The following is a 21649-nucleotide window of genomic DNA, read 5'->3' on the forward strand; positions in this document are numbered from 1 at the left end:
TTTGTTTAAGTCATATTGGTCATTCAGCTATACTTAATACATGAAGAAAGGTTAAATAAATGGAGAGTGGTGAAATAATGCAGGTACTATCAACGGGGAAACTGAAGACAAATATTAAAGAGCGCCTTAGAGAAACATATCCAGACGTAACGTTTCATTTTTATCCATCAATGCAAGAAGCGGAGCCTAAACTTGCTGATGCAGAAATTCTTCTTACATATGGAGAGGACCTGAACGCAGAGTTAATTCAGAAAGCTTCTCACCTTAAATGGATAATGGTCCTATCGGCTGGACTTGAAAGAATGCCATTTCAGGCTATTAAAGAAAGAGGTATTCTCGTAACAAATGCACGGGGCATCCATAGCATTCCGATGGCTGAATATACATTATCTGTTATGCTTCAAGTAGCGAGGGATACAAAACAAGTGCTAGCAAATGAATCCTCAAAGATCTGGAAGAAAAAAACGCCTATACGAGAAATTACTGGTAGCTCGATAGGGGTTGTTGGTACTGGTGCCATTGGCAGTGAGATTGCAAGAGTGGCGAAAGCATTTCGAATGAAAACGCTAGGAGTCAATCGATCTGGACGTGAAGTAGACCATTTTGATGTGATATATAATAATGAAGAACTTTTATCAATGCTACCGAAATGTGACTACGTGGTAAGTGTGCTGCCTAGTACGAGTGAAACGGCAAATTATTTTACGAAAGAACAATTTGCAGCGATGAAAGAATCTGGGGTATTTATTAATATTGGCAGAGGAGATACTGTAGATGAGCAGTGTTTGATTGACGCACTAAATGAACATCAAATTGCCCATGCTGTATTGGATGTGTTTAAAGATGAACCACTTGATTCGTCACACCCATTTTGGGAGATGGAAAATGTAACGGTTACGCCGCACCATTCAGCTATCTCTGACAATTATCAACCTAGAGCGATTGAAATATTTGAGCATAACTTAATTCAATATCAAAAAGGAACGAATGACTTGAAGAATGTCATTGATCCGGATAGGGGGTATTAATAGTGAAAATTTATACGAAGACAGGCGATAAAGGAGAAACCTCTCTCGTTTATGGGCAACGGGTGTCTAAAAACGATATTCGAGTCGAGGCATACGGAACTTGTGACGAAGCCAATTCCCAGATCGGACTTGCTCTAAGTTATATTGGGGCTACGAACTTCGATGGTAAAGAAGAATGGGGGGCCATTTTTCATAAAATACAAACGTGGCTTTTCCATGTGGGAGCAGAGCTTGCTACACCTAAAGGAAAAAAAGTAGGATGGACTATTGAAGAATCGCATATTAATGAAATGGAAAACCAAATCGACAGCTGGGAGCAGCAGCTTGAACCTCTCAGGAACTTTGTATTGCCAGGTGGACACTCAGCAGGAGCTTGCTTACATGTGGCGCGTACGATTGTCCGTCGCGCGGAGCGTCTTACGACAATGGTAGAAGACGCAAATCCTCTTGTCCTTTCTTTCTTAAACCGTCTCTCTGACTTTTTATTTGTAGCAGCTCGTTTCATTAACTACCATATGGGGGAGAATGAGTCGATCCTTCATCAAGAGCACAAATAAGAAAGAGGCCTATAAGCTTGTCATTATTGACAAAACCCTCTTTCTCCATGTACACTAATTATAAACATTACAAAGTAAGAATGCTTGTTGAAAGCGAGGTGCATGACGAATGGCTGAAGAAAAACTGCATGAAGCAATTGATGCTATGAAAAATTCAGGAGTGCGTATTACCCCGCAGCGTCATGCCATTCTGGAGCATTTAATCCAGTCCATGTCACATCCTACAGCAGATGAGATCTATAAGTCTCTTGAAGGAAAATTTCCTAATATGAGTGTAGCTACAGTTTATAATAACTTGAGAGTATTTAAGGAAATTGGATTGGTGAAAGAATTAACGTACGGAGATGCTTCCAGCCGATTTGATTGTGTCACAACAGATCATTATCATATTATCTGTGATGATTGTGGTAAGATTGTAGACTTTCATTATCCGGGATTGGACGAAGTAGAAACGCTTGCGGAACAGGTAACAGGCTTCCGAGTCGGTGATCACAGAATGGAGATTTACGGAAAATGTCCAGATTGCCAGCAAAGCAAACACTAATTTAAAGAAGGCTTCCACCATTAATGGTGGAAGCCTTCTTATCTTTTACTGCGTTCTTTTTTGGGCTCTTTTCACATTGTATTTCTCATCAAATTCTTTGCCGTCCAAATTAGGGTCCATCGTTAGTGGTTGTTTGCAATGCATACAAGCATCTACACGTCCAAGAACTTTCGTTGGCTTTTCACAGTTTGGACAAACTACCTGGATTGCTCTTGTGGAGAGCATTCCGATCCAGAAGTACACAACCGCACTTGCGATCGTTGCAAGAAATCCAATCAGCATAAAGATGGTCATAAGCAAGACAGATGTCTTGAAGAATATTCCTATATACATAATCGCGATTCCAATAAACACTAGACTCAGTGCGAACGTACGAATTTTATTAATCTTATTAGTATACTTTAGTTGCATTGCAAGTCCCTCCTGCACACAATTATAGCATAACCATGAGGTGTAAGCACTTTCCTTATAAGGTGAATAACGTAATCTGCATTTCATATAGTTGGATATTTTCAAGTAGATAGTGGAAACTTCAAATTCAGGGATTGCTTATTTCATTACAGGATTTATAATATGGACTGTTGAATACTTAAGTTAACGTAGGAAAAGGGAAATTGAATATCGTAAGGAAACAAAAGTATAAGTACTTCTGGAGGATCGAATTATGGAAAACCTTTTAAGACCGATTTATCAAGAGAGAGCTAGTCATCCTGATACACTGGGTGTACTAGTTATTGAAAAGACAAAGCCATTTCACCCGCTTACTGATAATTTTGATGTTGTCCTACTAATCATCGTTCAAAATAACGAGAAACCATGGTTCGTCAAACATTATGATTTTGAAGGAAAGAAAGCTGCTATGCACGTTATAACAGAGCAGCAGGTTAACGAATGGCTAATCTCTGGTAGCCACCGTCGTCTTGTGGCATGGCTTGTTAATGGAAAGATCATTTTTGATCGGAACGAGTACATAGCGGGATTGAAAGAGAGAATTAGAGATTTTCCATATGAAGAGCGCACTCAAAAAATTGGAGTGGAGTTTGCAAGACTTATTCGAAGATATACAGATGGGAAAGAACTTTTCGCTTCTAAGCAATATATGGATGCGTATAACTTTATTCTTCATGCTTTGCACCATCTTGCTCGCTTATCTGTTATTGAGCATGGGTTCCATCCTGAAATTACTGTGTGGAATCAGGTTAAACATATTGAACCTGAAATTTTCAAGTTGTATACCGAGCTTTTATCTGGAGAAGATCCTCTTGATAAACGACTGGAGTTATTGCTATTGGCTAATGACTTTTCTTTATCTTCAAAATCAAAAAACGCAACCGTTCATATAAGGAACATCATGAATGAACGTGAAAGTTTATGGACATATCAAGAATTAATGGAAGAAGAACAGCTAAAGGAATACGGGATAGACCTTGGTGCGCTTCTAGAATATATGATTGAAAAAGGGCTTATCGAAGTTCACCGAAGCGAGACTAAAGGTTCTGGTATTTTCATTCGAGAATATAGCGCTGTATAGGTGATTTATAAAACGGAGAAAAAATATCAAGAAAAGGGTTGACCGTATTTTTTCTCCGTGGTATATTATTACTTGTCGCCGCGAGAGATTAACGCGACAACGAAAAAAACTTTTAAAAGTTGTTGACGTCGACCGAGTTAATGTGGTACATTAATAAAGTCGCTGAAAACGACGTTGAAAGAAACGAATTGATCTTTGAAAACTGAACGAAACGCCATGTAAGTAGTTGTTTCTACGGAAACAAAACATTGTTTTAAAGCTAGATTAAGCTTTCTATCGGAGAGTTTGATCCTGGCTCAGGACGAACGCTGGCGGCGTGCCTAATACATGCAAGTCGAGCGAAGAGACGGGAGCTTGCTCCCTGATCTTAGCGGCGGACGGGTGAGTAACACGTGGGCAACCTGCCCTGCAGACTGGGATAACTCCGGGAAACCGGAGCTAATACCGGGTAATACATCGCACCGCATGGTGCAATGTTGAAAGTTGGCTTTCGAGCTAACACTGCAGGATGGGCCCGCGGCGCATTAGCTAGTTGGTAAGGTAATGGCTTACCAAGGCGACGATGCGTAGCCGACCTGAGAGGGTGATCGGCCACACTGGGACTGAGACACGGCCCAGACTCCTACGGGAGGCAGCAGTAGGGAATCTTCCGCAATGGACGAAAGTCTGACGGAGCAACGCCGCGTGAGTGACGAAGGCCTTCGGGTCGTAAAGCTCTGTTGTTAGGGAAGAACAAGTACCGTTCGAATAGGGCGGTACCTTGACGGTACCTAACCAGAAAGCCACGGCTAACTACGTGCCAGCAGCCGCGGTAATACGTAGGTGGCAAGCGTTGTCCGGAATTATTGGGCGTAAAGCGCGCGCAGGCGGTCTTTTAAGTCTGATGTGAAAGCCCACGGCTCAACCGTGGAGGGTCATTGGAAACTGGAGGACTTGAGTGCAGAAGAGGAGAGTGGAATTCCACGTGTAGCGGTGAAATGCGTAGATATGTGGAGGAACACCAGTGGCGAAGGCGGCTCTCTGGTCTGTAACTGACGCTGAGGCGCGAAAGCGTGGGGAGCAAACAGGATTAGATACCCTGGTAGTCCACGCCGTAAACGATGAGTGCTAGGTGTTGGGGGGTTCCACCCTCAGTGCTGAAGTTAACACATTAAGCACTCCGCCTGGGGAGTACGACCGCAAGGTTGAAACTCAAAGGAATTGACGGGGGCCCGCACAAGCAGTGGAGCATGTGGTTTAATTCGAAGCAACGCGAAGAACCTTACCAGGTCTTGACATCCTCTGACAATCCTGGAGACAGGACGTTCCCCTTCGGGGGACAGAGTGACAGGTGGTGCATGGTTGTCGTCAGCTCGTGTCGTGAGATGTTGGGTTAAGTCCCGCAACGAGCGCAACCCTTGATCTTAGTTGCCAGCATTTAGTTGGGCACTCTAAGGTGACTGCCGGTGACAAACCGGAGGAAGGTGGGGATGACGTCAAATCATCATGCCCCTTATGACCTGGGCTACACACGTGCTACAATGGACGGTACAAAGGGCAGCAACACCGCGAGGTGAAGCGAATCCCATAAAGCCGTTCTCAGTTCGGATTGCAGGCTGCAACTCGCCTGCATGAAGCCGGAATTGCTAGTAATCGCGGATCAGCATGCCGCGGTGAATACGTTCCCGGGCCTTGTACACACCGCCCGTCACACCACGAGAGTTTGTAACACCCGAAGTCGGTGGGGTAACCTTTATGGAGCCAGCCGCCGAAGGTGGGACAAATGATTGGGGTGAAGTCGTAACAAGGTAGCCGTATCGGAAGGTGCGGCTGGATCACCTCCTTTCTATGGAGAATTACGAAGGTAACTTACGTTACCAACCTTACATGAGCGTTTCGTTTAGTTTTGAAAGAATGATTTATTCTTTCAAACCAGGTGAAGTGATGAAGCTTAGGCGGATTTAAGTAGTAGCCTTGTTCCTTGAAAACTAGATAGCACAAACAACGACATCCAATAATTATTTTTTATGCAATAACTTAGTAATAACTGATGCGTTATGGCAGCAATGCCTAACAAATCGAAGGTTAAGCTACTAAGGGCGCACGGTGGATGCCTTGGCACTAGAAGCCTAAGAAGGACGGGACGAACACCGATATGCTTCGGGGAGCTGTAAGTACGCTTTGATCCGGAGATTTCCGAATGGGGGAACCCACCATCTTTAATAGGATGGTATCCATTTCTGAATACATAGGGAATGGAAGGCAGACCCGGGGAACTGAAACATCTCATTACCCGGAGGAAGAGAAAGCAAACGCGATTTCCTGAGTAGCGGCGAGCGAAACGGAATCAGCCCAAACCAGAGGGCTTGCCCTCTGGGGTTGTAGGACGTCTCTTTGGAGTTACAAAGGCACGGATAGACGAAGCGACCTGGAAAGGTCCATCAGAGAAGGTAACAATCCTGTAGTCAAAATCCGATGCCCTCCGAGACGGATCCTGAGTACGGCGGGACACGTGAAACCCCGTCGGAATCCGGGAGGACCATCTCCCAAGGCTAAATACTCTCTAGTGACCGATAGTGAACCAGTACCGTGAGGGAAAGGTGAAAAGCACCCCGGAAGGGGAGTGAAAAAGAACCTGAAACCGTGTGCCTACAACTAGTTGGAGCCCGTTAATGGGTGACAGCGTGCCTTTTGTAGAATGAACCGGCGAGTTACGATCCCGTGCAAGGTTAAGCTGAGAAGGCGGAGCCGCAGCGAAAGCGAGTCTGAATAGGGCGAAATAGTACGTGGTCGTAGACCCGAAACCAGGTGATCTACCCATGTCCAGGGTGAAGTTCAGGTAACACTGAATGGAGGCCCGAACCCACGCATGTTGAAAAATGCGGGGATGAGGTGTGGGTAGCGGTGAAATGCCAATCGAACCTGGAGATAGCTGGTTCTCTCCGAAATAGCTTTAGGGCTAGCCTCGCGGCAAGAATCTTGGAGGTAGAGCACTGATTGGACTAGGGGTCCTTACCGGATTACCGAATCCAGTCAAACTCCGAATGCCAACGATTTATCCGCGGGAGTCAGACTGCGAGTGATAAGATCCGTAGTCGAGAGGGAAACAGCCCAGACCACCAGCTAAGGTCCCAAAGTATACGTTAAGTGGAAAAGGATGTGGCGTTGCTTAGACAACCAGGATGTTGGCTTAGAAGCAGCCATCATTTAAAGAGTGCGTAATAGCTCACTGGTCGAGTGACGCTGCGCCGAAAATGTACCGGGGCTAAACGTATCACCGAAGCTGTGGATTGTCTTACGACAATGGTAGGAGAGCGTTCTAAGGGCTGTGAAGTCAGACCGAAAGGACTGGTGGAGCGCTTAGAAGTGAGAATGCCGGTATGAGTAGCGAAAGACAAGTGAGAATCTTGTCCGTCGAAAGCCCAAGGTTTCCTGAGGAAGGCTCGTCCGCTCAGGGTTAGTCGGGACCTAAGCCGAGGCCGAAAGGCGTAGGCGATGGATAACAGGTTGATATTCCTGTACCACCTCCTTTCCGTTTGAACGACGGGGGGACGCAGAAAGATAGGGAGAGCGCGCTGCTGGAAATGCGCGTCCAAGCGATTAGGCTGGTGAATAGGCAAATCCGTTCACCATGAAGGCTGAGTCGTGATGGCGAGGGAAATTTAGTACCGAAGTCCTTGATTCTACGCTGCCAAGAAAAGCCTCTAGTGAGGAAAAAGGTGCCCGTACCGCAAACCGACACAGGTAGGCGAGGAGAGAATCCTAAGACGATCGGGAGAACTCTCGTTAAGGAACTCGGCAAAATGACCCCGTAACTTCGGGAGAAGGGGTGCTTCCTCGGGTTTATAGCCCAGGGGAGCCGCAGTGAAAAGATCCAAGCGACTGTTTAGCAAAAACACAGGTCTCTGCAAAGCCGTAAGGCGAAGTATAGGGGCTGACACCTGCCCGGTGCTGGAAGGTTAAGAGGAGGGGTTATCCCTTACGGGAGAAGCTCTGAATCGAAGCCCCAGTAAACGGCGGCCGTAACTATAACGGTCCTAAGGTAGCGAAATTCCTTGTCGGGTAAGTTCCGACCCGCACGAAAGGTGCAACGACTTGGATACTGTCTCAACGAGAGACCCGGTGAAATTATAGTACCTGTGAAGATGCAGGTTACCCGCGACAGGACGGAAAGACCCCATGGAGCTTTACTGTAGCCTGATATTGGATTTTGGTACAGCTTGTACAGGATAGGTAGGAGCCATAGAAGTCGGACCGCCAGGTTCGATGGAGGCGTCGGTGGGATACTACCCTGGCTGTACTGACATTCTAACCCAGCACCGTGATCCGGTGCGGAGACAGTGTCAGGTGGGCAGTTTGACTGGGGCGGTCGCCTCCTAAAGTGTAACGGAGGCGCCCAAAGGTTCCCTCAGAATGGTTGGAAATCATTCGCAGAGTGTAAAGGCACAAGGGAGCTTGACTGCGAGACCTACAAGTCGAGCAGGGACGAAAGTCGGGCTTAGTGATCCGGTGGTTCCGCATGGAAGGGCCATCGCTCAACGGATAAAAGCTACCCTGGGGATAACAGGCTTATCTCCCCCAAGAGTCCACATCGACGGGGAGGTTTGGCACCTCGATGTCGGCTCATCGCATCCTGGGGCTGAAGTAGGTCCCAAGGGTTGGGCTGTTCGCCCATTAAAGCGGTACGCGAGCTGGGTTCAGAACGTCGTGAGACAGTTCGGTCCCTATCCGTCGCGGGCGCAGGAAATTTGAGAGGAGCTGTCCTTAGTACGAGAGGACCGGGATGGACACACCGCTGGTGTACCAGTTGTTCCGCCAGGAGCATAGCTGGGTAGCTACGTGTGGAAGGGATAAGTGCTGAAAGCATCTAAGCATGAAGCCCCCCTCGAGATGAGATTTCCCACAGCATGAAGCTGGTAAGATCCCTTAGAGATGATGAGGTAGATAGGTTCGGGGTGGAAGCGTGGCAACACGTGGAGCTGACGAATACTAATCGATCGAGGGCTTAACCTAAAAACGAAAAGCGAAGTAAGCCGTTTAAATCCGACAACCGTTGGAGGCTTTTGAGTCAGACGCGCTTTATGCGTCAGAATCAAAAGGTGAAACGATCGAGGATTTGGCTTATGTAGCTGGACATATTGGAAAGTTGTGCGTGCTATCTAGTTTTCAGGGAATAAAATTTTCCTTGAAAAACATGATGGAATATAGTATGATATATTTTGTCGCTGGTAAATCACGAAAGTGAAATCCAGTCCTTAGTCTGGTAATGATGGCGAAGAGGTCACACCCGTTCCCATGCCGAACACGGAAGTTAAGCTCTTCAGCGCCGATGGTAGTTGGGGGATCTCCCCCTGCAAGAGTAGGACGTTGCCAGGCTGATATTATTCCACAGTAGCTCAGTGGTAGAGCTATCGGCTGTTAACCGATCGGTCGTAGGTTCGAATCCTACCTGTGGAGCCATGGAGAGCTGTCCGAGTGGCCGAAGGAGCACGATTGGAAATCGTGTAGACGGTCAAAGCCGTCTCGAGGGTTCGAATCCCTCGCTCTCCGCCACTAGCATACATAATAGCAGCAAGGGCCCGTTGGTCAAGCGGTTAAGACACCGCCCTTTCACGGCGGTAACACGGGTTCGAATCCCGTACGGGTCACCATTATATATCATTTCTACTTTGTGGAGGATTAGCTCAGCTGGGAGAGCATCTGCCTTACAAGCAGAGGGTCGGCGGTTCGAGCCCGTCATCCTCCACCATTATCTAAGGTCCCGTGGTGTAGCGGTTAACATGCCTGCCTGTCACGCAGGAGATCGCGAGTTCGATTCTCGTCGGGACCGCCATTTATATTTTAACATTATCGCGGGGTGGAGCAACAAGCGATACTTCCTTGAAACAGCAACGAGTTGTTTCGACGGATACGCTTCGAAGCATAACCTTGTAGAGAAAGAAACAGTGCACAGCGTAATGAGCAGGTGCAGCATAATTACATTCACATTATCGCGGGGTGGAGCAGTTCGGTAGCTCGTTGGGCTCATAACCCAAAGGTCGCAGGTTCAAATCCTGCCCCCGCAACCAATTATATTTTAAACATGGCTCTGTAGCTCAGTCGGTAGAGCAGTGGACTGAAAATCCACGTGTCGGCGGTTCGATTCCGTCCGGAGCCACCATGTTGCCGGTCTAGCTCAATTGGTAGAGCAACTGACTTGTAATCAGTAGGTTGGGGGTTCAAGTCCTCTGGCCGGCACCATTTTCTCGAAATGAGATCAAATTCCATTGCACTTTCATAAAATGTGTATTACAATGGTAATTGTCAATTTGGAGGGGTAGCGAAGTGGCTAAACGCGGCGGACTGTAAATCCGCTCCCTCAGGGTTCGGCGGTTCGAATCCGTCCCCCTCCACCATCTTGATAGGGGTATAGTTTAAAGGTAGAACAGAGGTCTCCAAAACCTCCGGTGTGGGTTCGAGTCCTACTACCCCTGCCAATTTTAAATTTTTATGGCGGTTGTGGCGAAGTGGTTAACGCACCGGATTGTGATTCCGGCATTCGTGGGTTCAATTCCCATCAGCCGCCCCATTTTTGGGCTATAGCCAAGCGGTAAGGCAACGGATTTTGATTCCGTCATGCGCTGGTTCGAATCCAGCTAGCCCAGCCATTTTTGTTGCGGAAGTAGTTCAGTGGTAGAACATCACCTTGCCAAGGTGGGGGTCGCGGGTTCGAATCCCGTCTTCCGCTCCATTTTAAAAAGGCGGCATAGCCAAGTGGTAAGGCACGGGTCTGCAAAACCCTTACGCCCCGGTTCAAATCCGGGTGCCGCCTCCAATCTTAATATTTTTTCTTAAAAGTCCTGCCGGAGTGGCGGAATTGGCAGACGCACAGGACTTAAAATCCTGCGGAGGGTGTACCTCCGTGCCGGTTCGAGCCCGGCCTCCGGCACCACTTATTTTTCTGCCTGAATTGAATATGGTATTTTGCCGGTGTGGCGGAATTGGCAGACGCGCACGACTCAAAATCGTGTTCCGAGAGGAGTGTCGGTTCGAACCCGACCACCGGTACCATTACATACGTTATTAACGCTGATATATCAAGTGTTTCCTGCAAATGCAGGGAGCACTTTTTTATTTGTCTTCATAACGATTTCTTTAAAAAAGTCGTTCCCCAAAAATCGTATGACCTTCTATCATGATTACTTCAATTATGGAGGTTGCCCATGTGAGCAGAAGGAAAAACGATTTATCTTCTGAAGAACTTTCTTTCCTAAATGATTCTAAACAAACTCAAGTTATTGATTTTAAAACAGCATTATCTTCTTTCCTTGAGGATTGTGAAATAAGGAATCTAAGACCTCAAACTATTCAATATTACAGAAATGAATTATCTCTCTACTACAAGTTATTAAGGGAGCAAGATATAGACCCTTCACCTTCAACAATCACAAAAGACATTATTAAACGAAACATCATCCTTTATATGAAGGATACAAAGAAACTGCAAGTAGTTACTATTAATACTCGTTTAAGAGCCATTAGAGCATTCTTCAACTATTTATATCGAGAAAAACACATCAAGCACAATCCAGTAAAAGATATTAAGTTGTTAAAAGACCGTAGGAAGGTTGTAGAAACGTTTACACTTGATCAACTCAATAAACTGTTTCAGCAGCCAGACCTTAGAACATTCATTGGTGTACGAGACTATTCTTATATGTTGCTACTTCTTGAAACTGGAATAAGGGTTAGCGAATTAGAGGGTGTCTGTATTCAAGATATTAGATGGAGTGATTCTACTTTACACATAAGGAATACAAAGTCTTATAAAGAGCGTCTAGTACCCATACAAAAGCAAATGAAAGATCAATTAAAGAAATACATTCAGATTCGTGGAGTATTAGGTACCGATGCTTTATTTGTCACTCTAGAAGGCGAACCAATGACAAAAAGACAATTCCAGAACAGAGTTACCCATCATGGGAAGAAAGCCAATTTAACAGGTGTACGTTGTAGTTGTCATACGTTCAGGCATACTTTTGCGAAAATGGCCGTTAAACAAGGCGCAGGGATATTTGAACTTCAATCTATTCTAGGACATACGAGCATGGAAATGGTGAGAATATACGTCAATTTGTTTAGTGGTGATGTAACTGAAAAACATAAGAATTTTTCACCGTTAAAAAATATTAAACCAAGATTATAGGAGTGTTTATTATTAAAACAACTAAATCTGTGAGTGACTATGTTCAATGGAGTAGGTTGATGAAGCAAGCCAAAGAGATTGGATTAAGTATTGAGGAAGTTAGAAGATTTTTAAATCCAGACAAATAAAAAATGGGCTGTAGGTACTGGAATACCTTCAACCCTAGTTCACTTATTGAGAAATAAGCAAATCTGACTACTTCTAGTATATGGGATATTTTTGAAAAAATCAATATCCTCATACGCTTATTTCTCTATGTTCAATTAATAGAACAAACGTTCTTACTCATGGAGGGATAAGTATGATTCAGGGGAATATTGAGCGATTTGCACATCTATCTAATTTTAAATCGCTGAAGGACTTTAACAATAATATTGAAATGTTTCTTGCTGATCATAAATCTGATTTTACGAAAAGTGAGTATATCGGTTTTATGAAATTATCTAAATACTGTGCCAAAGTAGTTGGAGTTTCCAATGCTAAGATAGGAACTATTTTAAAATCAATCAATGACACGTTGAATGGTAATGGTATTAGTCGCTCCACATTCAAGCGTATGATCATTAAAGCAAAGTCGCTTGATATTCTCTCTATTGTCGAGACTACAAGAAAGAATGGCTCACAATCCAGTAACATTTTTATTTTTAATCGGTATGAACCACCCAAAAGGGAAAAATTGGACTACCCATATACTACCAGTCCTTTTAATACTAACAAGACTGAAAATAAAGAACGTAAAGAGTCACTAGAGGATTTAGATTATACTTTCACACCTTCACATGTTCCTGAAATCTTTATCAATTCTGTTAGACCTTTTTACAATCGTGCTGTAGATATAACTCACTTCTACAATAAAGCACTTATGGCTTATAAAATGGTTAATCTAGATAAACCAATTGATCATTTGTGACTGCTAGACTAAAGTAGACAGTTTTCGCTATATAAGATGAAACACTTATTTACCCTAATATACCAGTTAAATAAAGAGCTCTACCATTGTATGATTAGATAGTTTATATCATAGATCAGTGGAGGGCCGAACAAAGGTGGATAAGTGGGAAATGTATATGGAAATTCAACAGCTAATCAAACAGGGATTTAGTAAGTCTAAAGTGGCAAACAAGCTAGGAGTATCAAGATCGACTGTCTATCGACACCTTAAGAAATCTCCTTCGGACATGGCCGTATGGGTAGAATCCTTACAAACAAGAAAGAAGATTCTTGACCCCTATAAGGCGTTAATCTTATCTTGGTTGAATGAGCACCCTGATCTTACAGCAGCCCAGGTACAAGATTGGTTAATGGAGAGGCACAAAGATCTTAAAATTGGTGAGAGCACGGTTCGTGCTTTCGTAAGAGAGTTACGGAAAGACTATCAAATAACGAAAGAAACGTCACCAAGAGAATACGAAGCGATACCTGATTCACCCATGGGGCAGCAGATTCAAGTTGATTTTGGTCATACAAAACAAAAAACATCTGATAATAAAGAAATGAAACTAAACTTTATTGCCTTTGTTTTGTCTAACTCAAGATATAAATATCAGGAATGGCTAGATCGACCATTTACCACTCAGGATGTCATTCAGGCACATGAAAATGCGTTTCAATGGTTCAGTGGGATTCCAAAAGAATTAGTTTATGACCAGGATAGCCTTATAGTTGTGAGCGAAAATGGTGGCGATCTTATTTTGACGAAAGAATTTCAGCAATATAGAGAAACGAGGAAATTAAACCTACGGGTTTGTCGTAAAGCAGATCCAGAAAGCAAAGGAAAGATCGAAAATGTGGTCGGGTTTATCAAGTACAATTTCGCCAAACATAGAGTGTTCCAAAATATTGATGCGTGGAATGAACAAGGATGGGAATGGTTACATCGAACAGGTAACTATAAAATCCACAATACAACAAAAAAAAGACCGGTCGAAGTGTTCTCCTTGGAAAAGCAACACTTAAGACCAGCCAAAGGAAATATTCATTTCCTAAACAATTATGAAAACAGTATAACAAGAAGTGTGCATAAGGACAATACCATACGGTATTTGTCTAACAGGTACTCTCTTCCATTAGGAACGTTTCATAAATATGAAACTGTCTCAATCAAGGAAACAGATGATCGACACTTATTAATCTATCACCGTGAGACTGGAGAACTTCTAGCCAAACATCAGATCCCGGATGGCAGAGGACGCTTAATGAAAGATCGGCAGCATACGAGAGATCGTACAAAAGGGATAGATGCCTTTATAGATAACGTAGCTAATCGGTTTGAAGAAACAACAATGGCGTTTGATTACCTGGATAAACTTCGTGAGAAGTATCCAAGATACATTCGCGATCAGTTACAAATGATCCTAAGAGAAACAAAACAACAAAACGCACAGATTCTAACGGCAGCTCTACAAGAATGTATAGAAAGAAACTTATATAGTGCAACAGATTTCAGCGATATCATTTTATACCTTCAACGACAACGACAGGATCATGAGACACCGAATGATAACGCTGAGATTGTATCACCATTAAAGAGCGTATCAGGTTGGATGATGGACACAGAAGCACAAAAAAGAAACGTAGATACCTATACTGTGTTATTGGAAGAGGGTGAGGCAAATTGAGTCAGTTCCAGCAAGTACAAGATTTACTAAGGTCTTTACGACTAGCTGAGACGGCAAATCAATTGCCTGAATTGATCAGAGAAGCTGAGAAAAAAAACTTATCTTTTACTCAGTTTCTCCTGGATCTTGCCACCTATGAACAAAATCGCAGAGATGAGAAGCAACTGGAGAAACGTTTTAATTGGGCGACCTTCCCTTTCCATAATACAATCGATGATTATGACGTAAAGGAGCAAAAATCCTTAAGTAGTAAGAAGTTAAACCAATTAAAAGATTTAACATGGATTGAGCAGCTTTATAACATTATTTTTCTTGGACCGCCAGGTGTCGGAAAGACCCACCTATCGATAGGTTTGGGTATAGAGGCGTTAAATCAAGGTTATAAAGTCATTTTCACCACCATGGGAGATCTAATTCAAGCGTTAAAAACAGAAGAAATCACGAGGAAATCGAAAACAAGAATGAAGCGAATTAGAGAAGCAGATTTAGTTATCATAGATGATCTGATGTTTATGGCAATGAATAAACAGGAAGCGAATATGTTTTTCCATCTAATTAATAACCTATACAATCAAACTTCAATCATATTAACGTCAAATAAAGGGCCAAAAGAGTGGGGAGAACTATTGGGCGACCAAGCGATTACGACAGCTATCTTGGATCGAATCTTACATCGAGTAGAGATTATTCATTTAAATGAAGATAGTTGGAGAATGAAGCATAGAAAAACGATTTTTGGTGAACAAAGTGTTTCAAATTAATCAGCAGAACTTGTGTCATTCTACTTGACGGTCACATCATTACATGGCTGATATTGTTCAATCATTCAAAGACACTGTATTTAGATACAAGCAACGAAAAATAAAAGGTGATTTTATCGGTTACTATTTCGGTGTACTCAAAAACACTTTAAAAGTAGAGCGTAGAAGAGAATCTTATATTAGTGTATATGATTGGTCTAAACATACCTCTAGGAACGCTGAGGATTACGATATGAGCGTTTTAATGGCTTGATTGATATGTTATAAGATTAGAACATAATAGACCTGAAATGAAGGGAGGTGACAATATATGAGAGATCCAGGAGGACGTCCAGGTGGAGTTTGATAAGCCTTTTCGCATGAGTTGAATACTGAGCGTAACAAATGGTATTAGAATTACTCTATGAGTCTTGGTATTACTGGCTTTTCCTTGAATTGTGTCAAAAACGAGATAAATCCCTTTAAAGGGAGAATAGTTCTTATAACGAATTCGAGGAGAAATTTGCTTTTAAAAACCCCATTATGCATTCTGTAAACATTGGTATTATCACGTTTATGCATTCGAGTGAGTTAAGAGTCTTTAAAGGAGACAGTTGCATAAATGGTCGGCAGGAACGATGGATATCATTCTCAGTGCTTAATATCCTTGCTATATCAACATTTTACGTAAAATACTTATGAGCCTTTAAAGGAAGGTTAAATAGTATAAATCGCAAATATGCAGGGTTAATCTCTACATCTAATGGCATGACTGGGTTTATAGCCAATTACTTATACGTCTTTAAAAAGGGATAACCATGTTAGCAAACAGAAAACTTGAAACTCCTTGTCCTGCAATGTCTACAAGGATTATTTGAAAACAGCATATTAATTTCCATATTATGTTGAATAATGCTTCAAATTTTATGTCCAAGTTTAGAAACTCTAAAACTCTTACTCTCCCAATGGATAGAGAAGAAATTTTAATTTTATACTATCTTAAACGTGGAACAAATCAATTAGTATTGAAGGGTGTTTTTCCATTTTCGGATAGATTGAGATAATGCTCTCTTAAGGAGGGTGCTTTGTTTATAATTCTAAATTAGACTGAATCAGTTGATACCATTAGATTATTAGTAATCAGTGATAATTTCTACTTATGGAAGAGGACAGTTTATTCAACTCTATTTCATATTTTGTGGACAATTTACAACCCCACTCAAACCATTGGTATTATTGGGATTTTCGAAGAAAATTAACTTTTTATATAACGAAGGAAGTAAGGGTAATAAAAAGTAAACAATTTATAAATGGCTTAATTCCTTGTTATGACTAATGTTTCAGCAGTAAATTAACTCCTCATAAGGTGACGGAGTATAGCATTGAAACCAAACGTGTATAAATAGAAATTGATCTTGTAATTCAATTATACCAATGGTTATTTGCTATTTAATAACTCCCCATAAGGTGAGGGAGTACAAAGTATAAATTTAGTGATTGCCATTGTTGGCAGTCTCTTTTTTTAGTTAAAAAATTAACTCTTCAACTGAAGGGAGGTGAAAACGTGAATTTTGACCCTGAAATAATTAAATTAATAGTCACTCAGGGTATCTTTGCAGTCTTATTTGTTTGGCTCTTTTTCGATACCAGAAGAGAAGCAAAAGAGCGAGAAGAAAAATTGATGGCTGCTCTTGATAAGTCTACTGACTCTTATAAGGGAATAGTGGATTCCGTTGACAAACTGGAAGAAAAGATCAATGAGCATTTTACAAAATAACTTAATCAGGAGGTTTTACTATGAGTGATCAAACATTTACTCAAGAACAGGTAGATGGATTAAAAAGTGAATGGCTTGAAAAGGAGTTAAATCCTATCAAGAATGAGTTAGAAGAAGTTAGAGGTAAACTTCCCAAAGAATTATCTGAGGAAGAGAAGGCTTTTAAGGAAAAAGAGAAAGAACTTTGGAATAAAGAAGTGAATTTCACTCTTAAGGAAAATGGACTGTCTCAATTTGCGCCTTTTGTTCATGCAGAAGATGGGGAACAACTTGAAGAACAATTAAAGATGTTGAATCAAATCGTAAATGAGATGAAAATTGATTCTTCATACAAACCTGAAGATCATAAAAGAACTACAGAGTATGACAAGTTTGAAAAAGAGAATAACACAACTGGAATGATTGGTTCCAAAATAGCGAATCTCTTTAAATAAAAGAGGTTCGTTTTTATATATACATACAAAAAAATAGAAAATTGGAGATGATTATATTATGTTTCAATCTAGTAATTTCACAAAATCAGAACAGGTAAATTTGTCTAAGGAAATCGCATTAATCGGAGTAGAATCTACACCACTTACATCTATGTTAATGGCAAAAGGTAAAATTGAGAAAGCATTATCGACTGTTTACTCTTTCCGAGAAAAGACTATTGATAATACAGATGATATTTCTGCTGTAGAAGGTGCAGATACAACTGAGTTTTATGAATCAGCAAGAGCAGAACTAAGCAACGTTCTTGAAATCTTTAAGAAGGGTGCAAGTCTTTCTGGTACTGCTACCGCAATGAAAAGCACTCAATTTGCTGAAGAGATTAATGACCGTCTACTAGAACTAAAAATTAATATCGAGAAGAAACTAATCAATGGTGTAAAGGCAGATGGTTCTCAAGCACCGTTTAAACGTCAAATGGCTGGCCTTATTGAATCTGCTGATGCTGCTAACGCTGTTTCTGTAACGGGAACAATCGCAGAAGCCGATATTAAACAGCAAATGCGCAATCTATGGAATCAGAATCTTGTAGAAGGTGAGTATTTTGCCTTTGTTAATGCTGATCTTAAAGAACAAATTGATGCTATTTACGCTGATAAAGTAAACTACAATGCACCAGTTTCAAAGTTTGGTGTACTTGTACAACAAATCGTTACAAACTACGGAACTATGAATATTGTTCTTTCTAAGCATGTTCCTGCTGATAAAGTAGTTACATTTAATGATGCTTACCTTGCACTTGCACATCTTCGTGAGCCACACTTTGAGCCACTTTCAAAGACTGGTGACAGTGTTAAAGGTCAAGTTATCGCTGAAACTACACTTAAAGTTGGTTCACCAAAATCCGTATCTGTAATGACAGTAGCATAATAACAATTAAGGGTTGGGTGCTTTGCACCTGACTCTTTTTACATTAATCGAAGGAGTATTAATAATGAATGAAAGGGAGTATTATCTTCTAATACGAAAACGAAAGAAAATAAAACTTTGGATGATAGCAAAGAAATTAAACTGTTCCATTGCTCATTTGAGCAAATACGAATCGTTCACAAGCGATATGTCGCCTTCGTTAATCAGAGGGTATAAGCATTACATTGATCAATACAAAATTTAAGCAAAGGAAGTGAAAGAGTGATAAGGAAAGTACCGTAATCTCCTTTTATTCAAAAAAGTTACACTTAACCCGACTGAAAATACCAATCAGTCAAATATGGGTCTGAATAAAAGGAGAAATACAAAACGTCCGTTGTGTCTGTGATATGGAGATTACTGTAGTGACTTTTCGCTACTCTTATGAACGAACAATTAAAAAGCAAGTTTCCAGAATGGGTAAATGATAATAGTGCCGATTATGTATTAGCAGTAGGTGATGATTTAGACTCTTTATTTACAGCATGCTTATTGAAAGAAATTAAAGGATATGAAGTGAATTGGTTTTATGACTTCCATAACCTATATGGCATTGAAAAGACCTCTAAATCAGCCATTGGTTGCGATATGGCACTAACTAAAGGTAGATGTTGGGATAATCACGTAACGCTTCAGAATGGACAGTCTCAGCGTAATGATAGAAGTGCTAACATTAACTCTATCTTTAAAATACATAGGGGAAACTATACCGATAAATACTGTATGAGCACATTATTAACCGTCTATTCCTACTATGGCTTACCACTACCTAAATCAGACATAGGAAAAATGCTTTTACTATGTGTAGATAGTGGGTACCTGGGACATTATAACGATTTCTTTAAACCAGTACATAATAGTTACATAGAACAATTAGAATTGAATCCTTTGTTAGATGTGTTAAATAAATACAATAAGAAGGATTTTGAGGAATTAAAGAAGCGATATAAAACAGACGGTAAGATTAAATTAAATCGTAAAAGAATACTTGAAACAAACATTAACCTTGCAGAGATGCAGGGTTTTTTTGATGTTGAATTATCGTTACCAAAACAGAAGTTCTATGGTCATACAAAAATGAAACGTAATAGTGGTTATATTGATCAAACTAAGCCAGTTGGAGAAGTGTTTTCATATGCGCTTACTGGAAAGAATTATGCTTCATATACAGTTAAAGAAAAAGTTTAATCATAACTTTGACATTTTGACCAAGTTTGACCTATGATTCTATTAATCAAAGAAAGAGGTATAAAATGGATAAATCATCTTATTTTTTCGCTTATAATAGTCACCTTGCCAAATGGCTTAAATATGATAAAGGGTTTGATTACATAACTAAAGCACTCCACCCGCAAACCAAAAAGCCATTCTATCTATTTGAAAAGACATATGAATTACAAAACGCATTAATCGAGTATAAACAAAATTAAAGGGGTGCTGCTTCTGCAGCCCCTACTATTAATAAGATAATCATGGGAGGATAAGCAAATTGAGAATTAAAAGAGAAAAGCGTACATTGGAAGAGATCAGAGAGTTAATTGAAAGTAATAAGAAATTTGTACCTATCAACAATAAAATTTTTGATGATTTGTACGAGAAAGAAGAATTAAAGTTACATTATTATTCAAATGATGAGGTTTCAGATAAATCCGTAACTAAAATGACTGAAATTGATTTGATTGTATTTGTATATCTACAGTTCCTAAATTTTAATAAGGTTACGTTGTATCCTAGTGAAATTGCTACTTATCTAGGTTGTAGTCAGAAGCAATTTAAAACATCTGTACATAAACTTAAACGGTTAAAAGGAACCGTTAATACTAAAGTTTCTACTCGAACTAGTGAAAGAAAAGCCAGCAAAGAAGAGGTTCGATTAATTCATGAAAAAGAATATGTAGGATACGAAAATGGAAAGACAAAGAAAATGAAAGAATGGTACATAAACTTCGATACTGATTATAAGCAAAATGATCAAAAGGAATGGGTAAGAACAAAGTTCTTCTTTGTTACTATTAAGGACTTTGATTTGCTTACCAATAAAATACTTACAAGAAAAGAATTTCTATTGTATCTGTTCTTGATACGTTTGGATACTGTAAATGAGCATTCATTCTATATCAGCCACTCTAAGATTTGTGAGCGTTTAAGAATTAAAGGTGTAGATACTACGTTAACTAAATACATAACTAACATTGAAGATTTAGGATACATACAAATCAACAAGCCACAAAATTATGAACGTAATGTGTTAGCAAGGAAAGAACCGTCCTATGAATTCTTACCAATTTATAATCGTGTAGAAATGGCTACATATTTCAAAGAGAATCAGGATGTTGAGGAAGTAAATTTTGATAAAACGGAAGTTGATTTTAATAAAGTGGAAGTAAATTCTCATAAAAGAGAAGTAAATTTTGATAACGTGGAAATGAATTTTGATAAAGCAGAAGTAGACTTTAATAATACGGAAGAAGATTTCTTTAATTAAGAAGTTAAATAAAATTTCATTTTCACAAAACCTTGCTGTTATTGGGTTTAAGTCACCTTGTATAACGCTAGAAGAGTTATTAGAAGAGTTAACAGAACAATTAACAGAAGAGTATAGAGAAGAGTAATAAGTATAAATTTAGAATGTTCTTTAGAACATTCTCACTAGCATAAGTTGGTATTTTTTGAGTCACCTTTATTGGTGGCTCTTTTATTATTCAATTTGAAAGGGAGTAAGCAGAATGGAAAATAACTATAACGATACTTTAAAGAATTGTGATGAGTCATTTGATAAATTACAGAATCGGCTTGAGTATATGAATTTAAAATTAGACTTGATGATTGTTCAAATGGAACAGAAGAATCTTCAATATAAGATTGAGGGGTTAATGCGTAATGAACATTCATGATGCCTTGAACGAGTTACCATTTATGTATCAAGCATGGTTCAAATATCGCTTCCCTACACTTTGGTTTGATGGGAAAGAGAGAACACTTGAGCAAGTTTTAAAGACAACTAATAGAAAAACAGATATGGGTTTTAAGCGTTGGGAGAAGAGTGAACAGTTTAAGAATCTAGTTGTATTATATTTAAGTTCTCAAACTGCTGAAGATTTGATAGCCATGTATAACACTGTCAGAGGTAAAGCATGTAATCAGGGTGATGATAAGGCGGTAAAACTACTCTTACAACTTCAAAAGGAAATTGAACACCATAGACAACAAGCCATTGCAGCATTTAACACTGTTAAGAAGGAAGTTGAAGAAGAGGATGATTTGGAGTTATAGGCACTCACATTTGTGG

Annotated in this window: 19 protein-coding genes, 16 tRNA genes and 3 rRNA genes; 37 read left to right on the plus strand and 1 reads right to left on the minus strand. The window is 40.5% G+C overall.

Going from position 1 to position 21649, the window contains the following annotated elements:
* Positions 1 to 77 precede the first annotated feature (77 nt).
* The 3 genes from AC0VYH_RS02555 (at position 78) to perR (ending at position 2129) form a co-directional block, all read left to right on the plus strand.
* Positions 78 to 1028, plus strand: coding sequence for a D-2-hydroxyacid dehydrogenase (locus tag AC0VYH_RS02555; protein ID WP_430241490.1), 951 nt, complete (start codon positions 78 to 80; stop codon positions 1026 to 1028).
* A gap of 2 nt (positions 1029 to 1030) precedes the next feature.
* Positions 1031 to 1585, plus strand: coding sequence for a cob(I)yrinic acid a,c-diamide adenosyltransferase (locus tag AC0VYH_RS02560; RefSeq protein WP_475366472.1), 555 nt, complete (start codon positions 1031 to 1033; stop codon positions 1583 to 1585).
* A gap of 109 nt (positions 1586 to 1694) precedes the next feature.
* A complete protein-coding gene (perR, locus tag AC0VYH_RS02565; RefSeq protein WP_194220070.1) occupies positions 1695 to 2129 on the plus strand; it encodes a peroxide-responsive transcriptional repressor PerR in 435 nt (144 codons plus the stop codon).
* A 45-nt stretch (positions 2130 to 2174) separates the two neighbouring features.
* On the opposite strand, the gene AC0VYH_RS02570 is transcribed toward perR, so the two are convergent.
* The gene (locus tag AC0VYH_RS02570; protein ID WP_224598799.1) at positions 2175 to 2540 is read right to left on the minus strand and encodes a YgzB family protein; all 366 of its coding nucleotides are present in this window, start codon (positions 2538 to 2540) and stop codon (positions 2175 to 2177) included.
* Between the two features lie 253 nt (positions 2541 to 2793).
* Between AC0VYH_RS02570 and AC0VYH_RS02575 the strand changes: the two genes are divergently transcribed.
* The 34 genes from AC0VYH_RS02575 (at position 2794) to AC0VYH_RS02740 (ending at position 21633) form a co-directional block, all read left to right on the plus strand.
* Complete coding sequence (locus tag AC0VYH_RS02575; RefSeq protein WP_194220068.1) at positions 2794 to 3660, plus strand: nucleotidyltransferase-like protein; 867 nt, start codon at positions 2794 to 2796, stop codon at positions 3658 to 3660.
* 273 nt (positions 3661 to 3933) lie between these two features.
* Positions 3934 to 5485 (plus strand): 16S ribosomal RNA (locus AC0VYH_RS02580).
* A 237-nt stretch (positions 5486 to 5722) separates the two neighbouring features.
* Positions 5723 to 8652, plus strand: a 23S ribosomal RNA gene (locus AC0VYH_RS02585).
* 246 nt (positions 8653 to 8898) lie between these two features.
* A 5S ribosomal RNA gene (gene rrf, locus AC0VYH_RS02590) occupies positions 8899 to 9015 on the plus strand.
* The 16S, 23S and 5S rRNA genes sit together here with 16 tRNA genes alongside, the layout of an rRNA operon.
* Positions 9016 to 9024: 9 nt before the next feature.
* Positions 9025 to 9099 (plus strand) — tRNA-Asn (locus AC0VYH_RS02595).
* 1 nt (position 9100) lies between these two features.
* Positions 9101 to 9192: transfer RNA gene (locus tag AC0VYH_RS02600), tRNA-Ser, on the plus strand.
* A 23-nt stretch (positions 9193 to 9215) separates the two neighbouring features.
* Positions 9216 to 9290, plus strand: a tRNA-Glu gene (locus AC0VYH_RS02605).
* Between the two features lie 22 nt (positions 9291 to 9312).
* Positions 9313 to 9388, plus strand: a tRNA-Val gene (locus tag AC0VYH_RS02610).
* 8 nt (positions 9389 to 9396) lie between these two features.
* Positions 9397 to 9472 (plus strand) — tRNA-Asp (locus tag AC0VYH_RS02615).
* 158 nt (positions 9473 to 9630) lie between these two features.
* Positions 9631 to 9707 (plus strand) — tRNA-Met (locus AC0VYH_RS02620).
* 16 nt (positions 9708 to 9723) lie between these two features.
* Positions 9724 to 9799, plus strand: a tRNA-Phe gene (locus AC0VYH_RS02625).
* A 4-nt stretch (positions 9800 to 9803) separates the two neighbouring features.
* A tRNA-Thr gene (locus tag AC0VYH_RS02630) sits at positions 9804 to 9879 on the plus strand.
* 70 nt (positions 9880 to 9949) lie between these two features.
* Positions 9950 to 10034 (plus strand) — tRNA-Tyr (locus AC0VYH_RS02635).
* Between the two features lie 7 nt (positions 10035 to 10041).
* Positions 10042 to 10115, plus strand: a tRNA-Trp gene (locus tag AC0VYH_RS02640).
* Positions 10116 to 10131: 16 nt separating this feature from the next.
* Positions 10132 to 10207: transfer RNA gene (locus tag AC0VYH_RS02645), tRNA-His, on the plus strand.
* Between the two features lie 4 nt (positions 10208 to 10211).
* Positions 10212 to 10286, plus strand: a tRNA-Gln gene (locus AC0VYH_RS02650).
* A gap of 8 nt (positions 10287 to 10294) precedes the next feature.
* A tRNA-Gly gene (locus AC0VYH_RS02655) sits at positions 10295 to 10369 on the plus strand.
* A gap of 9 nt (positions 10370 to 10378) precedes the next feature.
* Positions 10379 to 10453, plus strand: a tRNA-Cys gene (locus tag AC0VYH_RS02660).
* 27 nt (positions 10454 to 10480) lie between these two features.
* Positions 10481 to 10570 (plus strand) — tRNA-Leu (locus tag AC0VYH_RS02665).
* A 34-nt stretch (positions 10571 to 10604) separates the two neighbouring features.
* Positions 10605 to 10689: transfer RNA gene (locus tag AC0VYH_RS02670), tRNA-Leu, on the plus strand.
* 154 nt (positions 10690 to 10843) lie between these two features.
* Positions 10844 to 11824: a tyrosine-type recombinase/integrase gene (locus AC0VYH_RS02675; RefSeq protein ID WP_475373246.1), complete on the plus strand. Its 981-nt coding sequence runs from the start codon at positions 10844 to 10846 to the stop codon at positions 11822 to 11824.
* A gap of 29 nt (positions 11825 to 11853) precedes the next feature.
* Positions 11854 to 11952 carry an anti-repressor SinI family protein gene (locus AC0VYH_RS02680; RefSeq protein WP_475373774.1) on the plus strand — a complete coding sequence of 33 codons (99 nt, stop codon included), beginning with the start codon at positions 11854 to 11856 and terminating at the stop codon, positions 11950 to 11952.
* A 173-nt stretch (positions 11953 to 12125) separates the two neighbouring features.
* Complete coding sequence (locus AC0VYH_RS02685) at positions 12126 to 12734, plus strand: hypothetical protein (protein WP_475373247.1); 609 nt, start codon at positions 12126 to 12128, stop codon at positions 12732 to 12734.
* Between the two features lie 136 nt (positions 12735 to 12870).
* Positions 12871 to 14442, plus strand: coding sequence for an IS21 family transposase (gene istA, locus AC0VYH_RS02690; RefSeq protein WP_475372881.1), 1572 nt, complete (start codon positions 12871 to 12873; stop codon positions 14440 to 14442).
* Positions 14439 to 15203 carry an IS21-like element helper ATPase IstB gene (gene istB, locus AC0VYH_RS02695; RefSeq protein WP_224597157.1) on the plus strand — a complete coding sequence of 255 codons (765 nt, stop codon included), beginning with the start codon at positions 14439 to 14441 and terminating at the stop codon, positions 15201 to 15203. The genes istA and istB overlap by 4 nt, the downstream gene beginning before the upstream one ends.
* A gap of 1543 nt (positions 15204 to 16746) precedes the next feature.
* The gene (locus tag AC0VYH_RS02700; protein WP_475373248.1) at positions 16747 to 16959 is read left to right on the plus strand and encodes a BhlA/UviB family holin-like peptide; all 213 of its coding nucleotides are present in this window, start codon (positions 16747 to 16749) and stop codon (positions 16957 to 16959) included.
* A 20-nt stretch (positions 16960 to 16979) separates the two neighbouring features.
* Complete coding sequence (locus AC0VYH_RS02705; RefSeq protein WP_475373249.1) at positions 16980 to 17393, plus strand: hypothetical protein; 414 nt, start codon at positions 16980 to 16982, stop codon at positions 17391 to 17393.
* 58 nt (positions 17394 to 17451) lie between these two features.
* Entirely contained in the window at positions 17452 to 18321 is an 870-nt protein-coding gene (locus tag AC0VYH_RS02710) for an SU10 major capsid protein (protein ID WP_475373250.1), read from the plus strand.
* Between the two features lie 64 nt (positions 18322 to 18385).
* Positions 18386 to 18565 (plus strand): XRE family transcriptional regulator, encoded by a 180-nt coding sequence (locus AC0VYH_RS02715; RefSeq protein ID WP_475373251.1) that lies wholly within the window; start codon positions 18386 to 18388, stop codon positions 18563 to 18565.
* A 179-nt stretch (positions 18566 to 18744) separates the two neighbouring features.
* Positions 18745 to 19548 carry a hypothetical protein gene (locus AC0VYH_RS02720; RefSeq protein WP_475373252.1) on the plus strand — a complete coding sequence of 268 codons (804 nt, stop codon included), beginning with the start codon at positions 18745 to 18747 and terminating at the stop codon, positions 19546 to 19548.
* Between the two features lie 65 nt (positions 19549 to 19613).
* Positions 19614 to 19790 (plus strand): hypothetical protein, encoded by a 177-nt coding sequence (locus AC0VYH_RS02725; RefSeq protein ID WP_475373253.1) that lies wholly within the window; start codon positions 19614 to 19616, stop codon positions 19788 to 19790.
* A gap of 59 nt (positions 19791 to 19849) precedes the next feature.
* Positions 19850 to 20845, plus strand: coding sequence for a hypothetical protein (locus AC0VYH_RS02730; protein WP_475373254.1), 996 nt, complete (start codon positions 19850 to 19852; stop codon positions 20843 to 20845).
* 241 nt (positions 20846 to 21086) lie between these two features.
* Positions 21087 to 21254, plus strand: coding sequence for a hypothetical protein (locus AC0VYH_RS02735; RefSeq protein WP_475373255.1), 168 nt, complete (start codon positions 21087 to 21089; stop codon positions 21252 to 21254).
* The gene (locus tag AC0VYH_RS02740) at positions 21241 to 21633 is read left to right on the plus strand and encodes a hypothetical protein (protein ID WP_475373256.1); all 393 of its coding nucleotides are present in this window, start codon (positions 21241 to 21243) and stop codon (positions 21631 to 21633) included. Before AC0VYH_RS02735 ends, AC0VYH_RS02740 begins: the two co-directional genes overlap by 14 nt.
* The last annotated feature ends 16 nt before the right edge of the window (positions 21634 to 21649 follow it).

This window comes from Anaerobacillus sp. QJM3NY_32, assembly GCF_056173645.1.

Coding starts and splice junctions, on each gene's coding strand:
- AC0VYH_RS02555 (WP_430241490.1), top strand. CDS start 78: ATGCAGGTACTATCAACGGGGAAACTGAAGACAAATATTAAAGAGCGC.
- perR (WP_194220070.1), top strand. CDS start 1,695: ATGGCTGAAGAAAAACTGCATGAAGCAATTGATGCTATGAAAAATTCA.
- AC0VYH_RS02570 (WP_224598799.1), bottom strand. CDS start 2,540: ATGCAACTAAAGTATACTAATAAGATTAATAAAATTCGTACGTTCGCA.
- AC0VYH_RS02575 (WP_194220068.1), top strand. CDS start 2,794: ATGGAAAACCTTTTAAGACCGATTTATCAAGAGAGAGCTAGTCATCCT.
- AC0VYH_RS02685 (WP_475373247.1), top strand. CDS start 12,126: ATGATTCAGGGGAATATTGAGCGATTTGCACATCTATCTAATTTTAAA.
- AC0VYH_RS02705 (WP_475373249.1), top strand. CDS start 16,980: ATGAGTGATCAAACATTTACTCAAGAACAGGTAGATGGATTAAAAAGT.
- AC0VYH_RS02710 (WP_475373250.1), top strand. CDS start 17,452: ATGTTTCAATCTAGTAATTTCACAAAATCAGAACAGGTAAATTTGTCT.
- AC0VYH_RS02715 (WP_475373251.1), top strand. CDS start 18,386: ATGAATGAAAGGGAGTATTATCTTCTAATACGAAAACGAAAGAAAATA.
- AC0VYH_RS02720 (WP_475373252.1), top strand. CDS start 18,745: ATGAACGAACAATTAAAAAGCAAGTTTCCAGAATGGGTAAATGATAAT.
- AC0VYH_RS02725 (WP_475373253.1), top strand. CDS start 19,614: ATGGATAAATCATCTTATTTTTTCGCTTATAATAGTCACCTTGCCAAA.
- AC0VYH_RS02735 (WP_475373255.1), top strand. CDS start 21,087: ATGGAAAATAACTATAACGATACTTTAAAGAATTGTGATGAGTCATTT.
- AC0VYH_RS02740 (WP_475373256.1), top strand. CDS start 21,241: ATGAACATTCATGATGCCTTGAACGAGTTACCATTTATGTATCAAGCA.